15 protein-coding genes are annotated in these 19,179 nt (G+C 73.5%); 9 read left to right on the top strand and 6 right to left on the bottom strand.

From position 1 onward, the window contains the following. The first annotated feature begins 64 nt into the window (after positions 1–64). From ACFYP3_RS30310 to ACFYP3_RS30300, 3 genes are all read left to right on the top strand, one after another. Entirely contained in the window at positions 65–889 is an 825-nt protein-coding gene (locus ACFYP3_RS30310; RefSeq protein WP_388839362.1) for an inositol monophosphatase family protein, read from the top strand. A 122-nt stretch (positions 890–1,011) separates the two neighbouring features. Then, the gene (locus tag ACFYP3_RS30305) at positions 1,012–2,430 is read left to right on the top strand and encodes a phytoene desaturase family protein (RefSeq protein ID WP_388839359.1); all 1,419 of its coding nucleotides are present in this window, start codon (positions 1,012–1,014) and stop codon (positions 2,428–2,430) included. Positions 2,431–2,484: 54 nt separating this feature from the next. After that, positions 2,485–3,006, top strand: a complete 522-nt coding sequence (locus tag ACFYP3_RS30300) for an O-acetyl-ADP-ribose deacetylase (RefSeq protein ID WP_388839357.1) — start codon at positions 2,485–2,487, stop codon at positions 3,004–3,006. Between the two features lie 19 nt (positions 3,007–3,025). Here ACFYP3_RS30300 and ACFYP3_RS30295 read toward each other — a convergent pair whose 3' ends face one another. Beyond that, the gene (locus ACFYP3_RS30295) at positions 3,026–3,505 is read right to left on the bottom strand and encodes an Lrp/AsnC family transcriptional regulator (RefSeq protein ID WP_388839354.1); all 480 of its coding nucleotides are present in this window, start codon (positions 3,503–3,505) and stop codon (positions 3,026–3,028) included. A gap of 135 nt (positions 3,506–3,640) precedes the next feature. On the opposite strand from ACFYP3_RS30295, the gene ACFYP3_RS30290 reads away from it, so the two are divergent. Beyond that, positions 3,641–4,642 carry a DMT family transporter gene (locus ACFYP3_RS30290; RefSeq protein WP_388839351.1) on the top strand — a complete coding sequence of 334 codons (1,002 nt, stop codon included), beginning with the start codon at positions 3,641–3,643 and terminating at the stop codon, positions 4,640–4,642. Next, the gene (locus tag ACFYP3_RS30285; protein ID WP_388839348.1) at positions 4,635–5,849 is read left to right on the top strand and encodes an aromatic amino acid transaminase; all 1,215 of its coding nucleotides are present in this window, start codon (positions 4,635–4,637) and stop codon (positions 5,847–5,849) included. Before ACFYP3_RS30290 ends, ACFYP3_RS30285 begins: the two co-directional genes overlap by 8 nt. 90 nt (positions 5,850–5,939) lie before the next feature. Here ACFYP3_RS30285 and ACFYP3_RS30280 read toward each other — a convergent pair whose 3' ends face one another. Beyond that, complete coding sequence (locus tag ACFYP3_RS30280) at positions 5,940–8,489, bottom strand: discoidin domain-containing protein (RefSeq protein ID WP_388839345.1); 2,550 nt, start codon at positions 8,487–8,489, stop codon at positions 5,940–5,942. A 229-nt stretch (positions 8,490–8,718) separates the two neighbouring features. On the opposite strand from ACFYP3_RS30280, the gene ACFYP3_RS30275 reads away from it, so the two are divergent. After that, complete coding sequence (locus ACFYP3_RS30275; RefSeq protein ID WP_388839343.1) at positions 8,719–10,785, top strand: SpoIIE family protein phosphatase; 2,067 nt, start codon at positions 8,719–8,721, stop codon at positions 10,783–10,785. 15 nt (positions 10,786–10,800) lie between these two features. Here the strand turns inward: ACFYP3_RS30275 and ACFYP3_RS30270 are convergent, their stop codons facing one another. Both ACFYP3_RS30270 and ACFYP3_RS30265 read right to left on the bottom strand, forming a co-directional pair. Beyond that, entirely contained in the window at positions 10,801–13,581 is a 2,781-nt protein-coding gene (locus tag ACFYP3_RS30270; RefSeq protein ID WP_388839340.1) for a SpoIIE family protein phosphatase, read from the bottom strand. A gap of 178 nt (positions 13,582–13,759) precedes the next feature. Beyond that, positions 13,760–14,908 (bottom strand): glycerate kinase, encoded by a 1,149-nt coding sequence (locus tag ACFYP3_RS30265; RefSeq protein ID WP_388839337.1) that lies wholly within the window; start codon positions 14,906–14,908, stop codon positions 13,760–13,762. A gap of 143 nt (positions 14,909–15,051) precedes the next feature. Here ACFYP3_RS30265 and ACFYP3_RS30260 point away from each other — a divergent pair, with 143 nt between their 5' ends. Genes ACFYP3_RS30260 through ACFYP3_RS30250 form a run of 3 tightly spaced genes read left to right on the top strand, consistent with a single transcriptional unit; the run spans position 15,052 to position 17,756 of the window. Then, a complete protein-coding gene (locus tag ACFYP3_RS30260; protein WP_388839334.1) occupies positions 15,052–16,773 on the top strand; it encodes a BCCT family transporter in 1,722 nt (573 codons plus the stop codon). 18 nt (positions 16,774–16,791) lie between these two features. Beyond that, a complete protein-coding gene (locus ACFYP3_RS30255; RefSeq protein ID WP_388839331.1) occupies positions 16,792–17,292 on the top strand; it encodes an NUDIX domain-containing protein in 501 nt (166 codons plus the stop codon). A gap of 35 nt (positions 17,293–17,327) precedes the next feature. Further along, a complete protein-coding gene (locus ACFYP3_RS30250; protein ID WP_388839328.1) occupies positions 17,328–17,756 on the top strand; it encodes a hypothetical protein in 429 nt (142 codons plus the stop codon). A gap of 16 nt (positions 17,757–17,772) precedes the next feature. Here ACFYP3_RS30250 and ACFYP3_RS30245 read toward each other — a convergent pair whose 3' ends face one another. Together ACFYP3_RS30245 and ACFYP3_RS30240 are read right to left on the bottom strand one after the other, a co-directional pair. Then, positions 17,773–18,162 (bottom strand): SHOCT domain-containing protein, encoded by a 390-nt coding sequence (locus ACFYP3_RS30245; protein WP_388839325.1) that lies wholly within the window; start codon positions 18,160–18,162, stop codon positions 17,773–17,775. A 106-nt stretch (positions 18,163–18,268) separates the two neighbouring features. Beyond that, positions 18,269–19,009, bottom strand: a complete 741-nt coding sequence (locus ACFYP3_RS30240) for a class I SAM-dependent DNA methyltransferase (protein WP_388839322.1) — start codon at positions 19,007–19,009, stop codon at positions 18,269–18,271. Between the last annotated feature and the right edge of the window lie 170 nt (positions 19,010–19,179).

Raw genomic sequence — 19,179 nt, 5'->3', positions numbered from 1 at the left:
GCGGCCGGGCGGACGTCGGGGAAGGGCGGTGGGGTTTGTCGGCCGTCCGTGCTTTGCTGGGGGCATGATCGATGAGTTCCTGGCCCATGGCCTGTCCGATGTGGAAGAGGCCGTCCGCAAGGCGGCGGCGATCGAGATCATGCCGAGATTCAGGCAGCTCGCCGAGCACGAGGTCGACGAGAAGAGCGGCCCCCACGACCTGGTGACCGTCGCCGACCGCCGGGCCGAGGAGCACCTCACGGCCTCCCTGACCCGGCTGCTGCCCGGTTCCGCCGTGGTCGGCGAGGAGGCCGTGCACGCCGATCCCACGGTGTACGAGGCGCTGCGCGCGGACGCCCCGGTGTGGATCGTCGACCCCGTGGACGGCACCCGCCAGTTCGTCAACGGCGACCCGGCCTTCTGCACCCTGGTGGCGCTGGCCGTGCGCGGGCAGATCCTCGCCTCGTGGACGTTCGCCCCGGCGCTGGAGGAGCTGGCGACCGCCGTGCGCGGGCAGGGCGCGTACGTCAACGGCGAGCGGATCCACAGCGGTTCGCCGGAGGCCGGCGCCGCGCTGCGCGTCGCCATCGCGCACCCGCTGTACACCTCCGACGAGAACAAGCGGACGCTCGCCCGGCTGGACGTGCCGGGGGTGGCGGCCAGGCCGTGCGGTTCGGCGGGCCTGGAGTACCTGAAGGTGGCCCGCGGCGAGATGGACGGCCTCGCCTTCACCTGGCCGTCGGCGTGGGACCACGCGGCCGGACTGCTGCTGGTCGCCGAGGCCGGCGGGGCGCAGAGCACCGTCGACGGGGTCCCCTTCCGGGTGGACCGCGACAACGCGCTGCCGTTCGCCGTCGGCCGCGACGAGCCCACCGCCGTACGCATCCGGGAACTGCTCCGGGGCGCCTAGGTGCCGTAGAGGCGCCGTGCGGGCGCCGCATAGGGGTCGGGGCCGTCCCAGGGGTGTCCGGCCGGCGGCGCGGGGCGCAATATCCTGGAGGAGCAGGGCCGCCGGAGACGAAGGAGTCGCAAGTGCCGTCGATTCTCGATGTGGTCGTGGTGGGGGCGGGGCCCAACGGGCTGACCGCCGCCGTCGAACTGGCCCGGCGCGGCTTCTCGGTGGCCGTTTTCGAAGCCGCCGAAACGGTGGGCGGCGGCGCCCGGACCGAGGAGCTCACCCTCCCCGGCTTCCGGCACGACCCCTGCTCGGCGGTGCATCCGCTCGGCGCCGGCTCCCCGGTCTTCGCCACGATGCCGCTGAAGCGGTACGGGCTGGAGTGGCTGCACGCCCCGCTGCCGATGGCGCACCCCTTCGACGACGGGACGGCCGCCGTCCTCTCCCGCTCGGTCGCTGAGACGGCGGCGTCGTTCGGGCCTCGCGACGCGGGTGCCTACCGCCGTCTGGTCGGCCCGTTCCTCGGCAAGTGGGACACCCTGGCCCGGGACTTCATGTCCCTGCCCAACACCGCGCTGCCGCGCGACCCGCTCACCCTCGCCCGTTTCGGGCTGGCCGGGCTGCCGCCGTCCACCTGGCTCCTGCGCCGCTTCCGCGACGACCGGGCCAGGGCCCTGTTCGCGGGGCTCGTGGCCCACGTCATCGCTCCGCTCGGCGGGATCGGCACCGGAGCCGTCGGCCTGGTCTTCGCGCTGGCCGCGCACGCGAACGGCTGGCCGATGGCGCGCGGAGGCTCGCAGTCCGTCTCCGACGCGCTCGCGGCGTACCTGCGCGACCTCGGCGGGACGATCCACACCGGTTTCGAGGTCAAGCGGCTCGACGACCTCCCGCCGGCCCGGGCGTACGTCTTCGACACCTCGCCGACCGCGCTGGCCCGGATCGCCCGGCTGGGGCGGGCCTACGACGGCTACCGGTACGGCGCCTCCGTATTCAAGATCGACTACGCGCTGGACGGCCCGGTCCCGTGGACCGCCGAGGAGCCGCGCCGCGCCGGCACCGTCCAGATCGGCCCGCGCACCCGCGACATCGACGCCGCCCTGCAGCTGGCCTCGGGCGGCCGGGCCCCCCGCAACCCCTTCCTCATCACGGCGCAGCCCAGCCTGCTCGACCCCGGCAGAGCGCCCGAGGGCAAGCACGTCTTCTGGGCGTACGGCCACGTCCCCGCCGGCTGGGACGGCGATCTCACCGGGGCCGTCGAGAGGCAGCTGGAGCGCTTCGCCCCCGGCTTCCGCGACCTGGTCCTGGCCCGCGCGACGGCCGGACCGCCCCAGCTCGCCGCCCGCAACCCCAACTACGTCGGAGGGGACATCGCCTGCGGAGCCGCCTCGGGCCTCCAACTGCTGCTGCGCCCGAAGATCTCCCTCTCCCCGTACACGACGGCCCACCCGGCGGTCTTCCTCTGCTCCTCGGCGACCCCGCCGGGCCCCGGGGTGCACGGCATGTCCGGCCACAACGCCGCCAAGGCCGTCTGGCGCCACCTGCGCACCGACGCCTGACGGCGGCTCGGCGGCTCGGGCCGGTCACCGTACCCCTCGCGAAAGGACGTCCCCATGGTCCGCATCACCCTGGTGCTCGGCGACATCACCGCCGAGAAGGCCGACGCGATCGTCAACGCGGCCAACTCCTCGCTCCTCGGGGGCGGCGGGGTGGACGGCGCCATCCACCGCCGCGGCGGCCCGGAGATCCTCGCGGCCTGCGAGGACCTGCGGCGCTCGCACTACGGCAAGGGACTGCCGACGGGCCGGGCCGTGGCCACCACGGCCGGCCGGCTGCCCGCCGGGCACGTCATCCACACGGTGGGCCCGGTCTGGTCGCGCGAGGAGGACCGCTCGGAGCTGCTGGCCTCCTGCTACCGCGAATCGCTGCGGATCGCCGACGAGCTGGGGGCCCGTACGGTCGCCTTCCCGGCCATCTCCACCGGTGTGTACGGCTGGCCCATGGACGACGGGGCGCGGATCGCGGTGGAGACGGTGCGGGCCGCCGCCCCGACCGCGGTGCGGGAGGTGCGGTTCGTCCTCTTCGACGCGGCCGCCTTCGCCGCCTTCGAGGCGGCGGTCGAAGGCTCCGCATAGGGCGGGGCACCGCGACCGGTCACGCGCGCCGCGACGCGCCGGGGGAGGGCCGCGGATAGGTCCGGGACTGTTTGACACTGCCGTACGCGAAGCTCGACTCGATCGAGGCGATCCCGGGGATGGCGTGGACGCGGTGGCGCACCAGGGCCTCGTAGGCCTCCAGGTCCTCGATGACGACCCGGAGCAGGTAGTCGCTGCTGCCCGCCATCAGATAGCAGTCCTGGATGTGCTCGATGACGGCCACGTGCTCCTCGAAGAGCAGTACGGCCTCCGCCGTATGGCGTTCCAGGCGGATCCGCACGAAGACGGTGACCGGGAGCCCGAACGCCACCTGGTCGACCATGGCCGTGTAGCCGCGGATCAGGCCCGCCTCCTCCAGCCGCCGGACCCGGCGCAGGCAGGGCGACGGCGAGAGCCGCACGCGGTCGGCCAGGTCCTGGTTGGACAGGCGTCCGTCGGCCTGCAATTCCCGGATGATCTGCAGATCGACTGCGTCCACGGCCACTCCTTGGCAGATTCTGCCCCAAACGTATGTCCGAGAGGCAGAACTGGCAATCGGCTGCCCCGCCCGAAGCCCTAGCGTTGCCCGGGACGGACCGGACCGGTCCGCGTCCCAGAGGCTGGAGCAATTTCCTTGGTCGCGACGCACACCACCCGGGCGGCCCGGCCTCACGCCGCGGCGGGCCCGCGTGCCGGACACCCCGGCCTGCGCGGGCTCTCCCCACGGCGCCTCCTGCGGCTCTCCCCGCAGGCCGAGGGGCTGGTGGCCCTGCTGGTGACCGTGGCGATCTGGGCGGCCTTCGCGCTCAGCGCCCGCGCCCTGAGCGCCTCCTCCCTGCTGCCCGCCGACGCGGCCCTGCTGCGCTTCGGCGTTCCCCTCGTCGTGCTCCTCCCCGCCCTGTGGCGGCGCCGTCGCCGCATCGCCGCGGTACGGCCCGCCGCCGCAGTCAAGATCATCTGCGGTGCGGGGGTGCCCTTCTTCCTCGCCGCGATGCACGGCGGCGCCCTGACCTCCGCCGCCTTCGTCGGCTCGATCGTCCCGGGGATGGTCCCCCTCTTCGTCTCCGCGATCATGATCCGGCGGGGGCACGGCGTCCCCCGCGGGACGCAGGCCGCGGGACTCGCGCTGATCGCGGCCGGTGTGGCCGCCCTCGTCTGGCGCTACGTCGTTCCCGTGGACACCGACGTGCTCGCCGGCTCCGGCATCCTCCTCGTCGCCAGCGGCCTGTGGGCCCTCTACACGGTGGGCCTGCGCGAGGTGGACCTCGATCCCGTCGGATCGATCGGACTGCTGTGCCTGCCCTCCTTCGCCGCGATCGGGGTCCTGGTCCTGACCGGGGTGCTCCCGACGGGCCTCGCGCACGCGGCGGGCGGCGACATCGCCCTCTTCCTCGTGGTCCAGGGGCTCGGCGTCGGGCTGTGCGCCGGCCTGCTGTACGCCTTCGCCATCCGCCGGCTCGGCGCCGAGCGCAGCTCCGTCGTCGGCAGCCTCAGCCCCGTCGCCGTCGTCCTGCTCGCCGTCCCCCTGCTCGGCGAGACACCCACCCTCGCCGTACTCGTCGGCGTCCCCCTGATCACCACCGGCGTGGTCCTCGCCAACCGCCGCCCCAGACCCGAGGTTCCCGCAGATGCTTGAGCTCCTCCCCCCGCCGCCCACCGACCCGCTGTGGGACCTGACCTACGAGTTCGGCAGCGACGAGCGGCCCGAACGGCTGAACCTCGTCCTCGGGGTCTACCGGGACCAGACGGGCACCACCCCCGTCATGGCCGCCGTGCGCGAGGCCGAGATGCGTCTGGCCGAGCGCTCCGAGTCCAAGGAGTACCGCGGGCTCTCCGGGAACGCCGCCTTCAACCGGTCCCTGCTGGGCCTCGTGCTGGGCCCGCAGGGGCCGGCCGACCGGGCCGCGGCCGTCCAGACCGTCGCCGGATCCGGCGCGCTGCGGCTGCTGGCCGACCTGATCTGCCGGACCCGCCCGGGCACCACGGTGTGGATCAGCGATCCCGCGTACGTCAACCACCGGCCCATCCTGGAGGCCGCCGGGCTGCACGTGCGCACGTACGGCTGGCGCGACGCCGAGGGCGGCTTCGACACGGCCGGCGTCCTGCGGGAGCTGCGGGAAGCCCGGCGGGACGACGTGGTGCTCCTCCAGGGCTGCTGCCACAACCCGACGGGCGTGGACCCGCTGCTCGACGACTGGGAGGCGCTGGCCGAGTCCGCCGCCCGGGGCGGCTGGGTGCCCTTCGTGGACCTCGCCTACCACGGTCTCGGCGACGGCCTGGAAGCCGACCTGCTGGCCACGCGGATGCTGGCGGCGCGCGTCCCGGAGATGCTGATCGCGGTCAGCTGCTCGAAGAACTTCGGCCTCTACAGCGACCGCGTCGGCTGCGCCATCGTGCTCGGGTCCTCGGCCCGCGCCGTGCGGCACGCCGAGACGGCCCTGCAGAACGCCGCCCGCACGCTGTACTCGATGCCGCCCGAGCACGGCGCGGCCGTCGTCACCACGATCCTGGAGGACCAGGGGCTGCGGGCCGCCTGGCGCGCGGAACTGGACGTCATGCGCAGCCGGATCATGGCCAACCGGGCCGATCTGACCGCCCACCTGAGCGCCCTGGACTGCGCCGAGCAGGCCCGCTCCCTCGCCCGGCAGAAGGGCATGTTCTCGATGCTGCCGCTCACCGCCCCGCAGATGCTCCTGCTGCGCAGGCAGTACGCGGTCTACGGCACGACCTCGGGCCGGATCAACATCGCGGGCATCCCGGCGCACCGCATCCCCTGCCTCGCCCGGGGCATCGCGGGAGTCCTGGGCGCGGCCGACACGGCCCGGGCCGTACGGACGGCGTAGCGCGGGAGAGGCGGTGCCCGGCCCCGCGAGGGCCGGACACCGCTCAGGGTCACCCGAGGTCACCCGGGGATCACCCGCGGGCCGCCCGGGTCAGGAGACGGTGAGGAACCTGGCGATGCTCGGGACCCCCTGGGCGTCGAGGGCGAAGAGCATGTAGGTGCCCGGCAGGACCACACCGGTGTCGGCGGGAACGGACACCGTGTAGGAGCCGGCGCCGTCGGCCGTCGACACCAGCGGGACCCGCCGCTGGTCGTTGTCGGTGGAGTGGGTCGCGGCCGCCGCCCGCATCAGGACGAAGGAGGCCACCGGACCCTCGGTACGCACCGTGAGCGAGGTGCCGGGCGCCGTCCTGGCGGGCACGCCCCCGGAGATGACCGGACGCGGCTTCGGCGATCCGTCCGCGTTCAGCAGGTACGGCGGCGTGAACACCGCCCCGTCGGCGTGGTTGGTGGCGCAGTCACCGCACAGCCCCCCGCCCCCGGAGAAGATCCGTCCGTCCGGCAGCAGGTTGGCCACGCTGTGGTAGTTGCGCGGCACGGCCATCGAGGCGAGCGGGGTGAAGGCTCCGGTCGCCGGGTCCCACAGCTCGGGCGTCAGCACCGAGGTCGCGTCGCTGAACGGCACCGGCCGGGCCTGCCCGCCGAAGACGGCCACCTTGCCGTCGGGCAGGACGACGCTGTTGCTGAAGGCCCGGGCGTGTTCCATGTCCCCGGTACGGGCCGCCTGGGCCTGGTCGCCCGTGACGTTCACCGTGTAGGCGCGCCGGGTGGCCGGGCTGTCCTGGTAGGCGGGGGAGCCGCCCAGGGTGAGCAGCTTGCCGATGTCGTAGGAGACGGCGTTGCCGGTCATGGCGTCCTGGCTGTCCGCCCGGGTGCCGGCGGGGGTGATGGCGCCCTGGCCCGTGGTCGATATCCAGTTCATCTGCCTGCTCGGACCGAGCTGGAGCACCTTGCCGCCCGAAGTGGCGTACAGCCACATGTGGTTGTCGGCCCGGTAGGGGCCGGCCGGGTCCGCCGTCAGCGCCGGGACGGCGGAGACGCCGGGGAGCTTGCGCCAGGTACGGGTGTCCGGCGACCAGGCCTCGCCGGCCTTGTCGCCCGCCGCCCCGCTCCAGGAACCGCCCAGGACGAAGGCCTCGCCGGTGGAGAGCAGGGTCATGGCCTGGTAGCCGCGGGCGATGTTCATGCTGGTGGTGGCGGACCAGGTGTCGGCGGCCGGGTCGTAGATGCTCGCCTTCTCCGCGTTGCTGCCCCCGGTGACCAGCACCCGGCCGTCGGCCAGCATGGCGATGCCCGGACAGAACATGTCGTGGCCGGTGTTGTCGATGCGGCGCTGGGTGACCTTGCCGGTCTTCAGGTCCAGGATCGCGGTCTGGGTGTAGCCGTTGCTGCCGCCGAAGCGGTCGACCGCGTACGCCGACCAGGCCAGCAGTTTGTCGCCGGGCAGGACGGCGGTGGCCACCGGCACCAGCGGGAAGCCGGTGATCCGGCCCCAGGAGCCGTGGACGGCCGGGCTGGCCGGCCCGCTCAGCCGGATCTCGCCGGCGGAGGTCCACGGGCCGCGGCCGCCGGCCTCGCTCGTCACGGTCAGCCGTACGTACCGGGCGTGCTCGGCCCGGGTGAAGGTGGCGGTCTTGACGGTGTCGTCGTCCCGCCAGGTGCCCGAGGCCACCGGCGCGCCGAAGGTGATGCCGTCGGTGCTGGTCTGGACGCTGTACGCGCCGGCCCGCCCGTTGGGCCCGTCCGCGCGCGGGTGGTAGACGAGCGCGGAGACGACCGACGTGCGGTGCATGTCGATGGTGAGGGTGTGCGGCAGCGGGGTGGGCGTGCCGCTCCACCTGCTGTGCCAGAGGGTGGCGGTGTTGCCGTCGAGGACGTTGGCCGCGCGGCCGTTCTCGCCGGCGCTCTCCTCGTCGCTCGCGGTGGCCGTCCATCCGGTCCGGGACAGGTCGACGGTGGCCGCGGGGGTGCCGGGGTCGCCCAGCATGTCGATCTCGGCGGCGGAGCTCCAGGGCCCGCGGCCGCCGGCCTCGGTGAGGGCCGTCAGGCGCACGTACCGGGCGCCCTGCGGGGCGAAGCCCAGCGTCTTCGCGGAGGCGTCGTCGGCGAGGGTGCCGGTGGCGACCGGGGTTCCCCAGCTCTGTCCGTCGGCGCTGAGGCTGATCGCGTACTCACCGACGCGCCCGTTGGGCCCGTTCGTACGGGGTCGGTAGACGAGTGCGGAGACGACCGAAGTCCGGCGCATGTCGATGGTGAGGGTGTGCGGCAGCGGGGTGGGCGTGCCGCTCCACTTGCTGTGCCAGAGGGTGGTGGTGTTGCCGTCGAGGACGTTGGCCGCGCGGCCGTTCTCGCCGGCGGTCTCCTCGTCGCTCGCGGTGGCCGTCCATCCGGTCCGGTCGAGGACGGGAGCCGTGGGTTCCATGGCGTTCGCCGGCGCGACGCCGTGGTGCGGTGACTGCTTCGCCGTCTGCTGGTCCTGCGGCACGGGCGTGGGCCGGGGAGCCGGGGCCCGGCCGGCCGCCGTGCTGGAGACCCCGAGCCACGGGGTCAGGCCGATCAGCAGCGAGCCGAGGCCGAAGGCTATGAGCAGGTGGGAACGGCGTAACAGGCGTGGAACGGCGAAGGGGCGCCTGGACTGCAATCTGACCTCCTGGAACGACGGGATGTGCCCCAGAGAACATAGGTGAGATCGAATGCAACTCTTCTGGAAAGAAGGAGAGTTGGCGTGAAGCGGCATGGCTGACGAAAGGTGCGCGGAGGCGCCGGCCCCGGAAGCCGCCCGAGGGTCGTCCGGAGTCTGGAGGCCCCGCGCCGACGCCTCGGATAGGGTGAATCGGTAGGAATCAGCCCCCCGGGGTGAGGTCGGTGCATTGGACACTTACCAGTCGACGAGCGAGGTGCCGGAACAGCCGGTGGCGGCTGTCGGGTACGCGGGCGTGCTCCGCGAGCTGCTGCCGATCGCCCTGTGGCGCGAGGACGCCGACGGTCGCGTCGTCGAATGGTCGCTGGCCGCCCAGGACCTCCTCGGGCACCGTCCCGAGGACGTCATCGGCCGCCTCGGCACCGCCGTCCTCGTCCCCGACGCCAACCGCGAGCTCGCCGACCAGCTGACCCGGCGCGTCCAGGCCGGCGAGACCGTCGTCGGCGCCCTTCCCGTGCGCCACCGCGACGGCCACCGCGTCCCCATGGAGATGTGGATCGTGCCCGCCGTCGACCCACAGGGGCGTACGGGCGCCCTGCTCATCGCCGTGGAGACCTCCGAGGTCCTCCACATGCGGGACTCGCTCGCCGCCCTCCAGAGCCTCTTCACGCAGTCGCCCATCGGCCTCGCCACCCTCGGCCCCGACCTGCGCTTCCTCCGGGTCAACGACGCGCTGGCCCGGATGAACGGCGTCTCCGCGGCCGAGCACATCGGCCGACGGCTCACCGAGGTGGTGCCCGGGGTCAACGCCGCCGCCCTGGAGGCGACGATGCGCCAGGTCCTCGACCAGGGCACCGGGGTCGTCGACGTCCGCCGCACCGGGCGGACCCCCGCCGACCCCGAGCACGACCGGACCTGGTCCTGCTCGTACGCCCCGCTGCTCGACGGCTCCGGCCGGGCCCTCGGGGTCATCGCCTCCCTCATCGACATCACCGAGGCCGAGCGGGCGCAGGCCGAGGCCGGACGGGCCCAGCGCCGGTTCGAGCTGCTCGCGGAGGCCGGCACCCGCATCGGAACCACCCTGGACCTGCGCCGCACGGCCGAGGAGATCGTGGAGGTGCTGGTGCCCCAGCTCGCGGACTCGGCCGACGTACAGCTCCTGGAGGCGGTCCTGGGCCCCGACGAGGGCGCCGTGCCCGCCGCCTCCACCCGAGGCGTCCTGCGCCGCCTGGCGGCCCGCTTCCCCGACCCGAGCGCCCCCACCGCCAAGCTCACCCCCGGCCAGACCTTCCAGATCCCCGTGGGCACCCACTACGAGCGGCTCATCACGGAAGGCCGGCCCACGAACCTCTACGTGTCCGACATCCCGGCACTGATCACCTCCCCGCGCGCCGACGCCCTGCGCGGCTACCTCGCGACCCTGGGCTCGGCCCGGCTGGTCCCGCTGGTCGCGCGCGGCACCGTACTCGGCGCGGTCACCGTGACGCGCACGCGCGAGCGGGAGCCCTTCGACGAGCAGGACTGCGTCCTCGTCGACGAGCTGGTCGCCCGTGCGGCCCTCAACATCGACAACGCCCGGATGTACACCCACCAGCGGGACACGGCCCTCACCCTCCAGCGCAGCCTCACCAACAGCGCGCTGCCCGAGGTCCCCGGCCTGGTGCTCACCGGACGCTACCTGCCCGCCAGCGACCACGACGTCGGCGGCGACTGGTTCGACGTCATCCCCCTGCCCGGCGGCCGGACCGGACTGGTCATCGGCGACGTCATGGGCCACGGCGTCCACGCGGCGGCCGTCATGGGACAGCTGCGCACGGCGGTACGGACCCTCGCGCGCCACGACGTGTCCCCGGAGCGCATGCTCGGCTCGCTCGACGCCGTGGTGGCCGACCTGGGCGAGGACGAGATGGCGACCTGCGTGTACGCCGTCTACGACCCGGAGTCCGGCGGCTGCGTCATCGCCCGCGCCGGGCATCCGCCGCCCGCCGTGGCCGCCACCGACGGGACCGTCTCCTTCCTCCACGGGCCGCCCGGAACCCCGCTGGGCACCGGCGGGCAGGATTTCCGCACCGAGGAGGTGCGGCTGCCGGCGGGGAGCCTGCTCGTGCTCTACACCGACGGCCTCATCGAAGCCCGGGACCGGGACCTCGACCAGGGCATGGACCGGCTGGCGCAGGCCCTGTGCCGGCCGGAGCAGCCGCTGGACGAGCTGTGCGACGGGATCCTGCGCTCCCTGCTGCCGTGCGCCCAGCAGGACGACGTGGCGGTGCTGCTGGCCCGTACCCGGCCGGTGTGACGGCGGCCGGTACGCTCACCACGCCATGTCCTCCAGGGCGTCCAGGTCCGGCGGATCCGGCTCCTGCGGCTCCCCGCCCCCGGTCAGTGGCAGCTCGGCCCAGATGGCCTTGCCGCGGTCGGTGTAGCGGGTGCCCCACCGCTCGGCGTACTGCGCGACGAGGAACAGTCCCCGCCCGCCCTCGTCGGTGGTGGCCGCGTACCGCAGGTGCGGGGAGGTGCTGCTGCCGTCGGAGACCTCGCAGATGAGGGTGCGGTCGCGCAGCAGCCGGACCCGGACGGGCGCGCTCCCGTAGCGGATGGCGTTGGTGATCAGCTCGCTGAGGATCAGCTCGGTCGTGAAGGAGATCTCCTCCAGCCCCCAGGCGGCGAGCTGCGCGGAGCCCGCGTTGCGCACCCGCGAGACGGCCGAGGGCTCGCCGGGCACCTCCCACTCGGCGATCCGGTCCGCCTCCAGCCGCCGGGTGTCGGCGATCAGCAGGGCGATGTCGTCGCTCGGCACCGGGAAGAGCATCGCCGCGAGCACGTCCGCGCAGGCCTGCTCCGGGCTGCGGCCCGGCCGCGACAGCGTCTCGCCGAGCAGCCGCAGGCCGGCGTCGAAGTCCCGGTCGCGGTCCTCGACGAGGCCGTCGGTGAACAGCACCAGCCGGCTCCCCTCGGGCAGCGTGAAGCCGGTGGCCTCGAAGGGCATGCCCCCCACGCCGAGCGGGAGCCCGGCGGGCAGCTCGAGGAACTCCACCCGGCCGTCGGGCCGGATCAGCGCGGGCCCGGGATGTCCGGCGCTGGCCATCTCGCACCGCCCGGAGACCGGGTCGTAGACCGCGTAGAGACACGTGGCGCCGGTGATCGCGGCCGGCTCGGGCACCCCCTGCGGGTCCTCCCCGTCCCCGTCCCCGTCGCTCCCGGCCTCGTCCTGGTCGATCCGGTTGATCAACTCGTCCAGGTGCCCCAGCAGCTCGTCGGGCGGCAGGTCCAGGGTGGAGAAGTTGTGCACGGCGGTCCTCAGCCGGCCCATGGTGGCCGCCGCGTGCACCCCGTGCCCGACGACGTCCCCGACGACCAGGGCCACCCGGGCGCCCGGCAGCGGGATCACGTCGAACCAGTCCCCGCCCACCCCCGCCATCGCGGGCAGATAGCGGAAGGCCACCTCCACGGCGTTCTGCTCGGGCAGCACCCGCGGCAGCAGGCTGCGCTGGAGCGTGACGGCCATCGCGTGCTCGCGGGTGAAGCGGCGGGCGTTGTCGATGGAGACGGCCGCGCGCGCACCCAGCTCCTCCGCGAAGGACAGGTCCTCCTCGTCGAAGGCCTCCGGGGTGTCGGCCCGCCAGAAGTTGGCCATGCCCAGGACCACGCCCCGCGCCTGGAGCGGTACGGAGATCAGCGAGTGCAGGCCGTAGCCGAGGGCCTCGCGGGTCCCGGTCTCGTCCTGCGCCCGCCAGCCCATGGCCGCGTTCAGATCGGGCGCGAGCACCGCGTGCCCGGCGTCCAGGGCCGCCGCCATCGGGGCCGTGGGCACCACGAAGCGGATGACGTCGCCGACCGGCTGGAGCGGCGAGTCGGCGCGCACCCCCGTGATGGCCGCCCGGCGCATCTCGGTGTACACGCCGGAGGGCTCGTCACCGCGCAGCACCGGCTCCAGCAGCTCCACCGTGACGAAGTCCGCGAAGCGCGGGACGGCGACCTCCGACAACTCCTCCGCCGTCCGTACCACGTCCAGGGTCGTCCCGATCCGCACCCCGGCGTCGTACAGCAGCTGGAGCCGGCCGCGGGCCACCTCGGCCCGGCCGGAGAGCGCCGCGAGCTCGGTGGAGTCGCGCAGGGTCACGACGCTGCCGGTGGGGCGGCCCTTGTACGGCTTGGTGGGCCGTACGTTGACCGCGAGCAGCCGGTCGCCCGCCAGGTGCACGTGGTCCGTCACGACCCGGCCGGAGACGAGCAGCTCGGTGGTGCGCGGGTCGAGACCGAGGTCGGCGACGTCGCGCCCCTCGGAGTCCGGGGTGAGGTCCAGGAGGCGACGGGCCTCGTCGTTGGCGAGGACGAGCCGATGGTCCGCGCTGATGATGAGCACGCCCTCGCGCACGGCGTGCAGCACCGCCTCGTGGTGCTCGTTCATCCGGGTCATCTCGGCGGGGCCGAGGCCGCGGGTCTGGCGCCGCAGCCGGCGGCTGACCAGGGCGGCGCCCGCGGTGCCGAGCAGCAGGCCGCCCGCGGCGGCGCCGAGGAGGAGCGGCAGCTGGCCCTCGACCACCATGGAGACGTTCTCCACCTCGATGCCGGTGCCGACCAGGCCGACGACGTCGCCCTCGGCGTTCCGCACGGGGACCACGGCCCGGACGGCGTTGCTCGGCTCGCCCTTGAAGGTCTCCGTGAAGGACCGGCCGGAGACGGCGCGGCTGAGGTCGCCGGTGGCGCGCCGGCCGATCAGTTCGGGCCGCGAGTCGGTGTAGCGGACCCCGTCGGTGGACATCACGGCGACGAAGTCGACCCCCGAGGCCCGGCGGGCGGCCTCGGCCAGCGGCTGGAGCGTGGCCGTCGGATTCCGCGAGGCCAGCGCCGCCGCGAGACCGGGGGAGTGGGCGAAGCCCTCGGCGACCGCGAGCGAGCGGTGGCGTGCGTCGCGCTCGCTGTCGTACCGGGCCTGGACCACCAGGGCCGCCGCGGCAGCGGCGATCAGCAGCAGCACGATCACCGCCTGGAGGGCGAAGACCTGACCGGCGACACTGTGCGCCCCCAGGGACAGGCGCCCGAGCAGGCGCGAGCCCCGCCCGGTCGCCTGGCGACCATTACGTCCGGTCATGAGCCATTTCTAACACTGTCCGGGCGTTTGGGGGCGGCGGCCGGGACTCCCCGAGAGGGGCGTCCGGCCGCTCCCGGGGTTCTCCCGGCGCTCTGCGGGCCGCCGCACCCGCCTCCCGCACGGCCGAGGCCCGGACCCCGGGGCGGGGGTCCGGGCCTCGGGGGCCGTGCCGGGCGCGTCAGAGGACGTCGGCGGCGATGCCGGCCGCGACCTGCTCCAGCAGGGGACCCGCGTTCGGAATGGACTTCGCCGGGTCGGGCTCCAGGTCCGTGAGCGGGTACGCCTTGCGGATGCCGGCGGCCTCCAGGGCCTCCTGGCCCAGCAGCAGCCGGCCGCAGACCGCCACCACCGGCTTGCCCGCGGCGCGGGCCGCGGCCGCGACGCCCGCCGGGGCCTTGCCGTGCAGGGTCTGCTCGTCCAGCGAGCCCTCGCCCGTGATGACCAGCGTGGCCCGCTCCAGGGCCGGCGCGAAGCCCAGCACCTCCAGCATCAGCTCGATGCCGGGACGGAACGTGGCGCCGAGCAGCAGGGCGCCGTAGCCGATGCCGCCCGCGCCGCCCGCGCCCGGGAGCACCGCGCACTCGGCGGCCTTCGCACCGATCGACTTCTCCAGCACCACCGCGAAGTGCGCGAGCGCCGCGTCGAGCGTCGCCACGTCCTCGGGCGAGGCGCCCTTCTGCGGGCCGTAGACCGCCGGGGCGCCCTTCGGGCCGGTCAGCGGGTTGTCCACGTCGCTCGCGAGGACGAATTCCACGTCCGCGAAGCGCGGGTCCACGCCCGACAGGTCGGCCGAGGCCAGGTCGGCCAGCGCGCCGCCGCCCGGACCGACCGGTTCGCCGTTCGCATCCAGGAACTTCGCGCCCAGCGCGGCCAGCATGCCGGCGCCGCCGTCGGTGGTGGCGCTGCCGCCCACACCGAAGACGATCGAGCGTGCGCCCGCGTCCAGCGCCGCCTTCAGCAGCTCGCCCGAGCCGTACGTGGTCGCCGTCAGGGGGGCGAAGGTGCCCGCGGGAAGCAGCTGCAGCCCGGAGGCCTCCGCCATCTCGACCACCGCGGTGCCCTCGCGCAGCGCGAAAGCGGCCGTGACCTGGTCGCCGAGGGGTCCGGTGACCCGTACCTCCCGGCGCTCGAAACCGGCCGCCACGGCGGCCGCGACCGTACCGTCGCCGCCGTCCGCGACGGGGAGGGTCTCGATCTCCACGTCCGGTACCGCCGAGCGGAGCCCGGCCGTCACCCGCTCCGCGACCTGAACGGCCGTGAGCGAGCCCTTGAATTTGTCCGCGGCGATGAGCACGCGCGCGGCCTCAGTTACTGCTCCGTCCGTCACCTTGCTATTCCCTTGCTATCGAACAGTGCAGTCGCGCCGCCATGAGCTTATCCGGAGGATCCTCCTATGCCCATGAGTGGCCTGGGCCACACCCGGCGCGCCATGGTCCTAAATGGGGATATACGCCTGCATAGTGTGGCCGCATGAGCGCGGAATCACGGGAACAGGCACGTCCGGAGACCCCGGGAGGGGGATCCGCCGGGCCCGCGGACGGCGCGCCCGACCACACCGTCGTCACCGTGGGCGTGATCGCCGTGCTGGCCGTCGTCGCCTGGGCGGCCCTCGGCAAGGACTCGTTCGACACCGCGTCGAGCACCGCGCTGGCCTGGGTCCTGAACAACTTCGCCTGGCTGTTCGTGATCGCCGCCGACAGCTTCCTCGTCCTGTGCGTCGTGCTCGCGATCAGCCGCTTCGGCCGGATCCGCCTCGGCGCCGACGACTCCGAGCCCGAGTTCACCAACCTCGCCTGGATCGCGATGATGTTCAGCGCCGGCATGGGCATCGGCCTGATGTTCTACGGGGTGGGGGAGCCGCTCACCCACTACCTGGCCCCGCCGCCCGCCTCGGGGGCCGCTCCCGGAACAGGCGCCGCCGCCCTCGCGGCCATGGAGTACTCCTTCTTCCACTGGACCCTCACCCCCTGGGCCATCTACGGGATCGCCGGCCTGGCCCTGGCCTACGCGACCTTCCGCAAGGGCCGCGGCAACCGCCTCAGCTCCGCGTTCGTGCCGCTGATGGGCCAGGAGCGGGCCGACGGCCCCGCCGGCAAGGCCATCGACCTGCTCGCCGTCTTCGCCACCGTCTTCGGCACCGCCACCAGCCTCGGACTCGGCGCGCTCCAGGTCTCGAAAGGGCTCAGCCTCACGACCGGCATCGAGGACTCCACCACCGTCGAGCTGATCATCATCGGCTCGCTGTCGGCGGCCTTCGTCCTCTCCGCCTTCTCCGGCCTGCACAGGGGCGTGAAGTGGCTCAGCACCATCAACCTCGTGCTGGCCGCCGTCCTGATGCTCTTCGTGTTCGTGCTCGGCCCCACCGTCTACATCCTCGACGTGATCCCGGCCGGCGTCGGCGGCTACCTCAGCGAACTGGTGCCCATGGCCACCCGCACCGGCGCCTTCACCGACTCCGCCTGGCTCGGCGCGTGGACGATCTTCTACTGGGCGTGGTGGCTCTCCTGGGCCCCGTTCGTCGGCACCTTCATCGCCCGCATCTCGCGCGGCCGCACCATCCGCGAGTTCCTGGTCGGCGTGCTGCTCGTGCCCAGCGGAGCCACCGTCGTCTGGTTCTGCGTGATGGGCGGCACCGCCATCCGCCTCGACTCCACCGGCGCCGTCGACTTCGCCGCCAAGATCAAGGACGGTACGGAGGCCTCGCTCTTCGCGATGCTCGACGCGCTGCCGCTGTCCACGGTCACCTCCTGGGTGGCGATGCTCCTGGTCATGACCTACTTCGTCACCAGCGCCGACTCCGCCTCCCTGGTCATGGGCTCGCTCACCAGCCGCGGCTCCCTCCACCCGCCCACCTGGCTCGTCGTCACCTGGGGCGTCCTGATGGCCGCCGTCGCCGCCGTACTGCTCGTCGCGGGCGGCCTGAAGTCCCTGCAGACCGCCACCATCCTGGTCGCGCTGCCCTTCGTCATCGTCATGCTGCTGCTCTGCTGGGCCCTGGTGAAGGAACTCCGCGAGGACCCCGGCGCCGGACCCGCCCGCCACCACGCCCTGCACGGCATGCGGGACGCCGTCCGGGCCATGGTCGGCGACGCCCTCACCGAGCAGGGGCCCGACCGCCACGCACGCCTGCGGCGCGTCGCCGGGTCCAAGGGCCGGGACCGCGAGGACGGGCCCGGCGGCCCCGGTGCGTGATCTCGGTAGGGTGGCGGCGTGACCACCACGGATGACTACGCCACCTACATCGCGAGCCTGCCCCGGGTGCTGGCCGGCGCGGCCGCCCTCTACCGGGACGCCGAAGGCAGGGTCCTGCTCGTCGAGCCCAACTACCGCGAGGGATGGACCCTGCCGGGCGGCACCATCGAGTCCGACCAGGGCGAGTCGCCCCGTACCGCCGCCCGCCGCGAGAGCGCCGAGGAGATCGGCCTCGACCTCCCGCTCGGCCGGCTGCTCGCCGTCGACTGGTCCCTCGGCGAGGGCCGCCCGCCGCTGGTCGCGTACGTCTACGACGGCGGCGTGCTCGACGCCGGACAGCTCGCCTCGATCAAGCTCCAGGAGGAGGAGCTGATCTCCTGGCGGCTGGTCGACCCCGCCGAACTCACCGCCTACCTCCCCGGATCCCTCGGCCGGCGCACCGAAGAGGCCTGCCGGGTCCTGCGGTCGGGCGAGGGCACCGTGGAACTGGAGAACGGCCGCCGCCCGGGCGCCTCGTGACACGAGGCCTACTTCGAGCAGGACAGAATCAGTCGATGATCACGATGTACGCCTGGCCCAGCACCGCCGACGGGCCCGACGCCCTTCCCATGGTCCACTTCACGACCGACCAGCAGTCCGCCGGCGAGGTGACCCCTGAAGGGACGCCGGTCTGGATGTTCGACACCGCCATCCGGGAGGGCGGCTGGTCCCGGTTCACCGACTTCGACGGTTGGTCCGTGCCCGCCGCCGAATGGCGGGCCCTGTACCGCCGCGAGGACGACCTGCTCGCCGTCAGCGGTCCCGGCTCCTGCGAAGGCTGGTACGAGGGCAACCTGGGGGCCGACGCCGACTGGGTGGCGGCGGCCGCCGCCCGGCAGAGCGTGGTCCTGCTCGCCGCCCCCGTCCAGCACCCCTCGCTCTACGGCTACGCCGTGGAAGCGGGCGCGGCCTTCGCCCTGCTCGTCCCGCTCCTCGTCGTCTGACCCCGCAGGGGGCGGCTCAGGCCAGGAGCTTGGCCTTCGCGCGCTCGAACTCCTCCTGGCTGATGTCACCCTTGTCCTTCAGGGCGGACAGCTTGTGCAGCTCGTCCGCCGAACCGCCGCCGGGGCCCGCCGCCTGCTGGACGTACTGCCGGAAGGCCGCCTCGTTCTCCTGGGCCTGCTTCGCATCCCGCTCGCCCATGCTCCTCCCGCGCGCGATGAGGTAGACGAACACGCCGAGGTACGGCAGCACCAGCACGAAGATGAGCCATCCCGCCTTCGCCCAGCCGTTCAGGCTGTGGTCACGGAACAGGTCCGTGATGACCTTGAAGAGCAGGAAGAACCACATGATCCACAGGAACAGCCACAACATCGTCCAGAAGATGTTGAGCAGCGGGTAGTCGTCCATGCCGACTCCGATCTTGTAGCGGTCCCTCCCTTCATACGCCCGCCGCGACGCGTACGCATGCGGAGCGGGGCCGTCAGGACCAGGGCCGGGGGCACGGGGGCGGCCCTCAGATCGGCTTGCGCCACACGGAGACGTGCTTCACGGAGTCCTGCGCGAACGGCGCCCCGTCCCAGTCCGCGACGCGGCGTTCCAGTTCCAGCCCGGCGATCCGTGCCATCAGGTCGAGCTCGGCCGGCCAGGCGTACCGGTGCCGGGAGTTTTCGCGGCGGTAGTGGCCGCCGTCGCCGTCGCGGGTGAAGTGGTGCGAGACGAGAACCTGTTCGACCAGGTCGAAGGTGTCGAAGCCGAGATGCCGCTCGGAGACGTCGAACGGCACCGCGACCTGGCCGGGCGGCAGGAACCGCAGCGGCGGCACGCCCAGCTCGACGACGAAGCGGCCGCCGGGCTCCAGATGCCGTGCGGCGTTGCGGAAGCACTCGACCTGCTCGTCCTGCGTGAGCAGGTTCGTGATGGTGTTGTAGACGAGATAGACCAGGGTGAACCCGCCCGGGACGACGGTGGTGGCCATGTCCCCGATGGTGACCGGGAGGGTGTCCGCGTCGATCTTGCGCCGCAGCACCGCTGCCATGTGCGCGGACAGTTCGATGCCCACCACCGGCACGCCCCGTTCCCGGAGCGGGACGCCCACCCGCCCGGTTCCGATGGCGAACTCCAGCGCCCGCCCGTCTCCGGCGAGCTCGGCGAGGAAGGCGAGGGTCGGTTCGAGAACGGCAGCCGAGGAGGCCTCGGTCTCCTCGGCGTCGTAACGGTCGGCGGTCGCGCGGGTCCACAGTTCACTGCTCGTCACGGACGGCCACTTTGCCGGGTGCCGAGGACCGCTGTCGACGCATATACGTGCCCTCGGCGCAGCGTGTCCCGCCCGCGACCTAGTGACCTGAGTCAGAGGTTTGTCGTTGGTTGGGGTATGAGTCGTCCTGGCCCGAAGATTCCGCCGTTGTCGGTGACCGATGTCCAGCG

Origin of the sequence: Streptomyces sp. NPDC005533, assembly GCF_042871845.1 — a bacterium.
Classification (GTDB): Bacteria; Actinomycetota; Actinomycetes; order Streptomycetales; family Streptomycetaceae; genus Streptomyces.
This window is presented reverse-complemented; position numbering and strand designations above follow the sequence as displayed.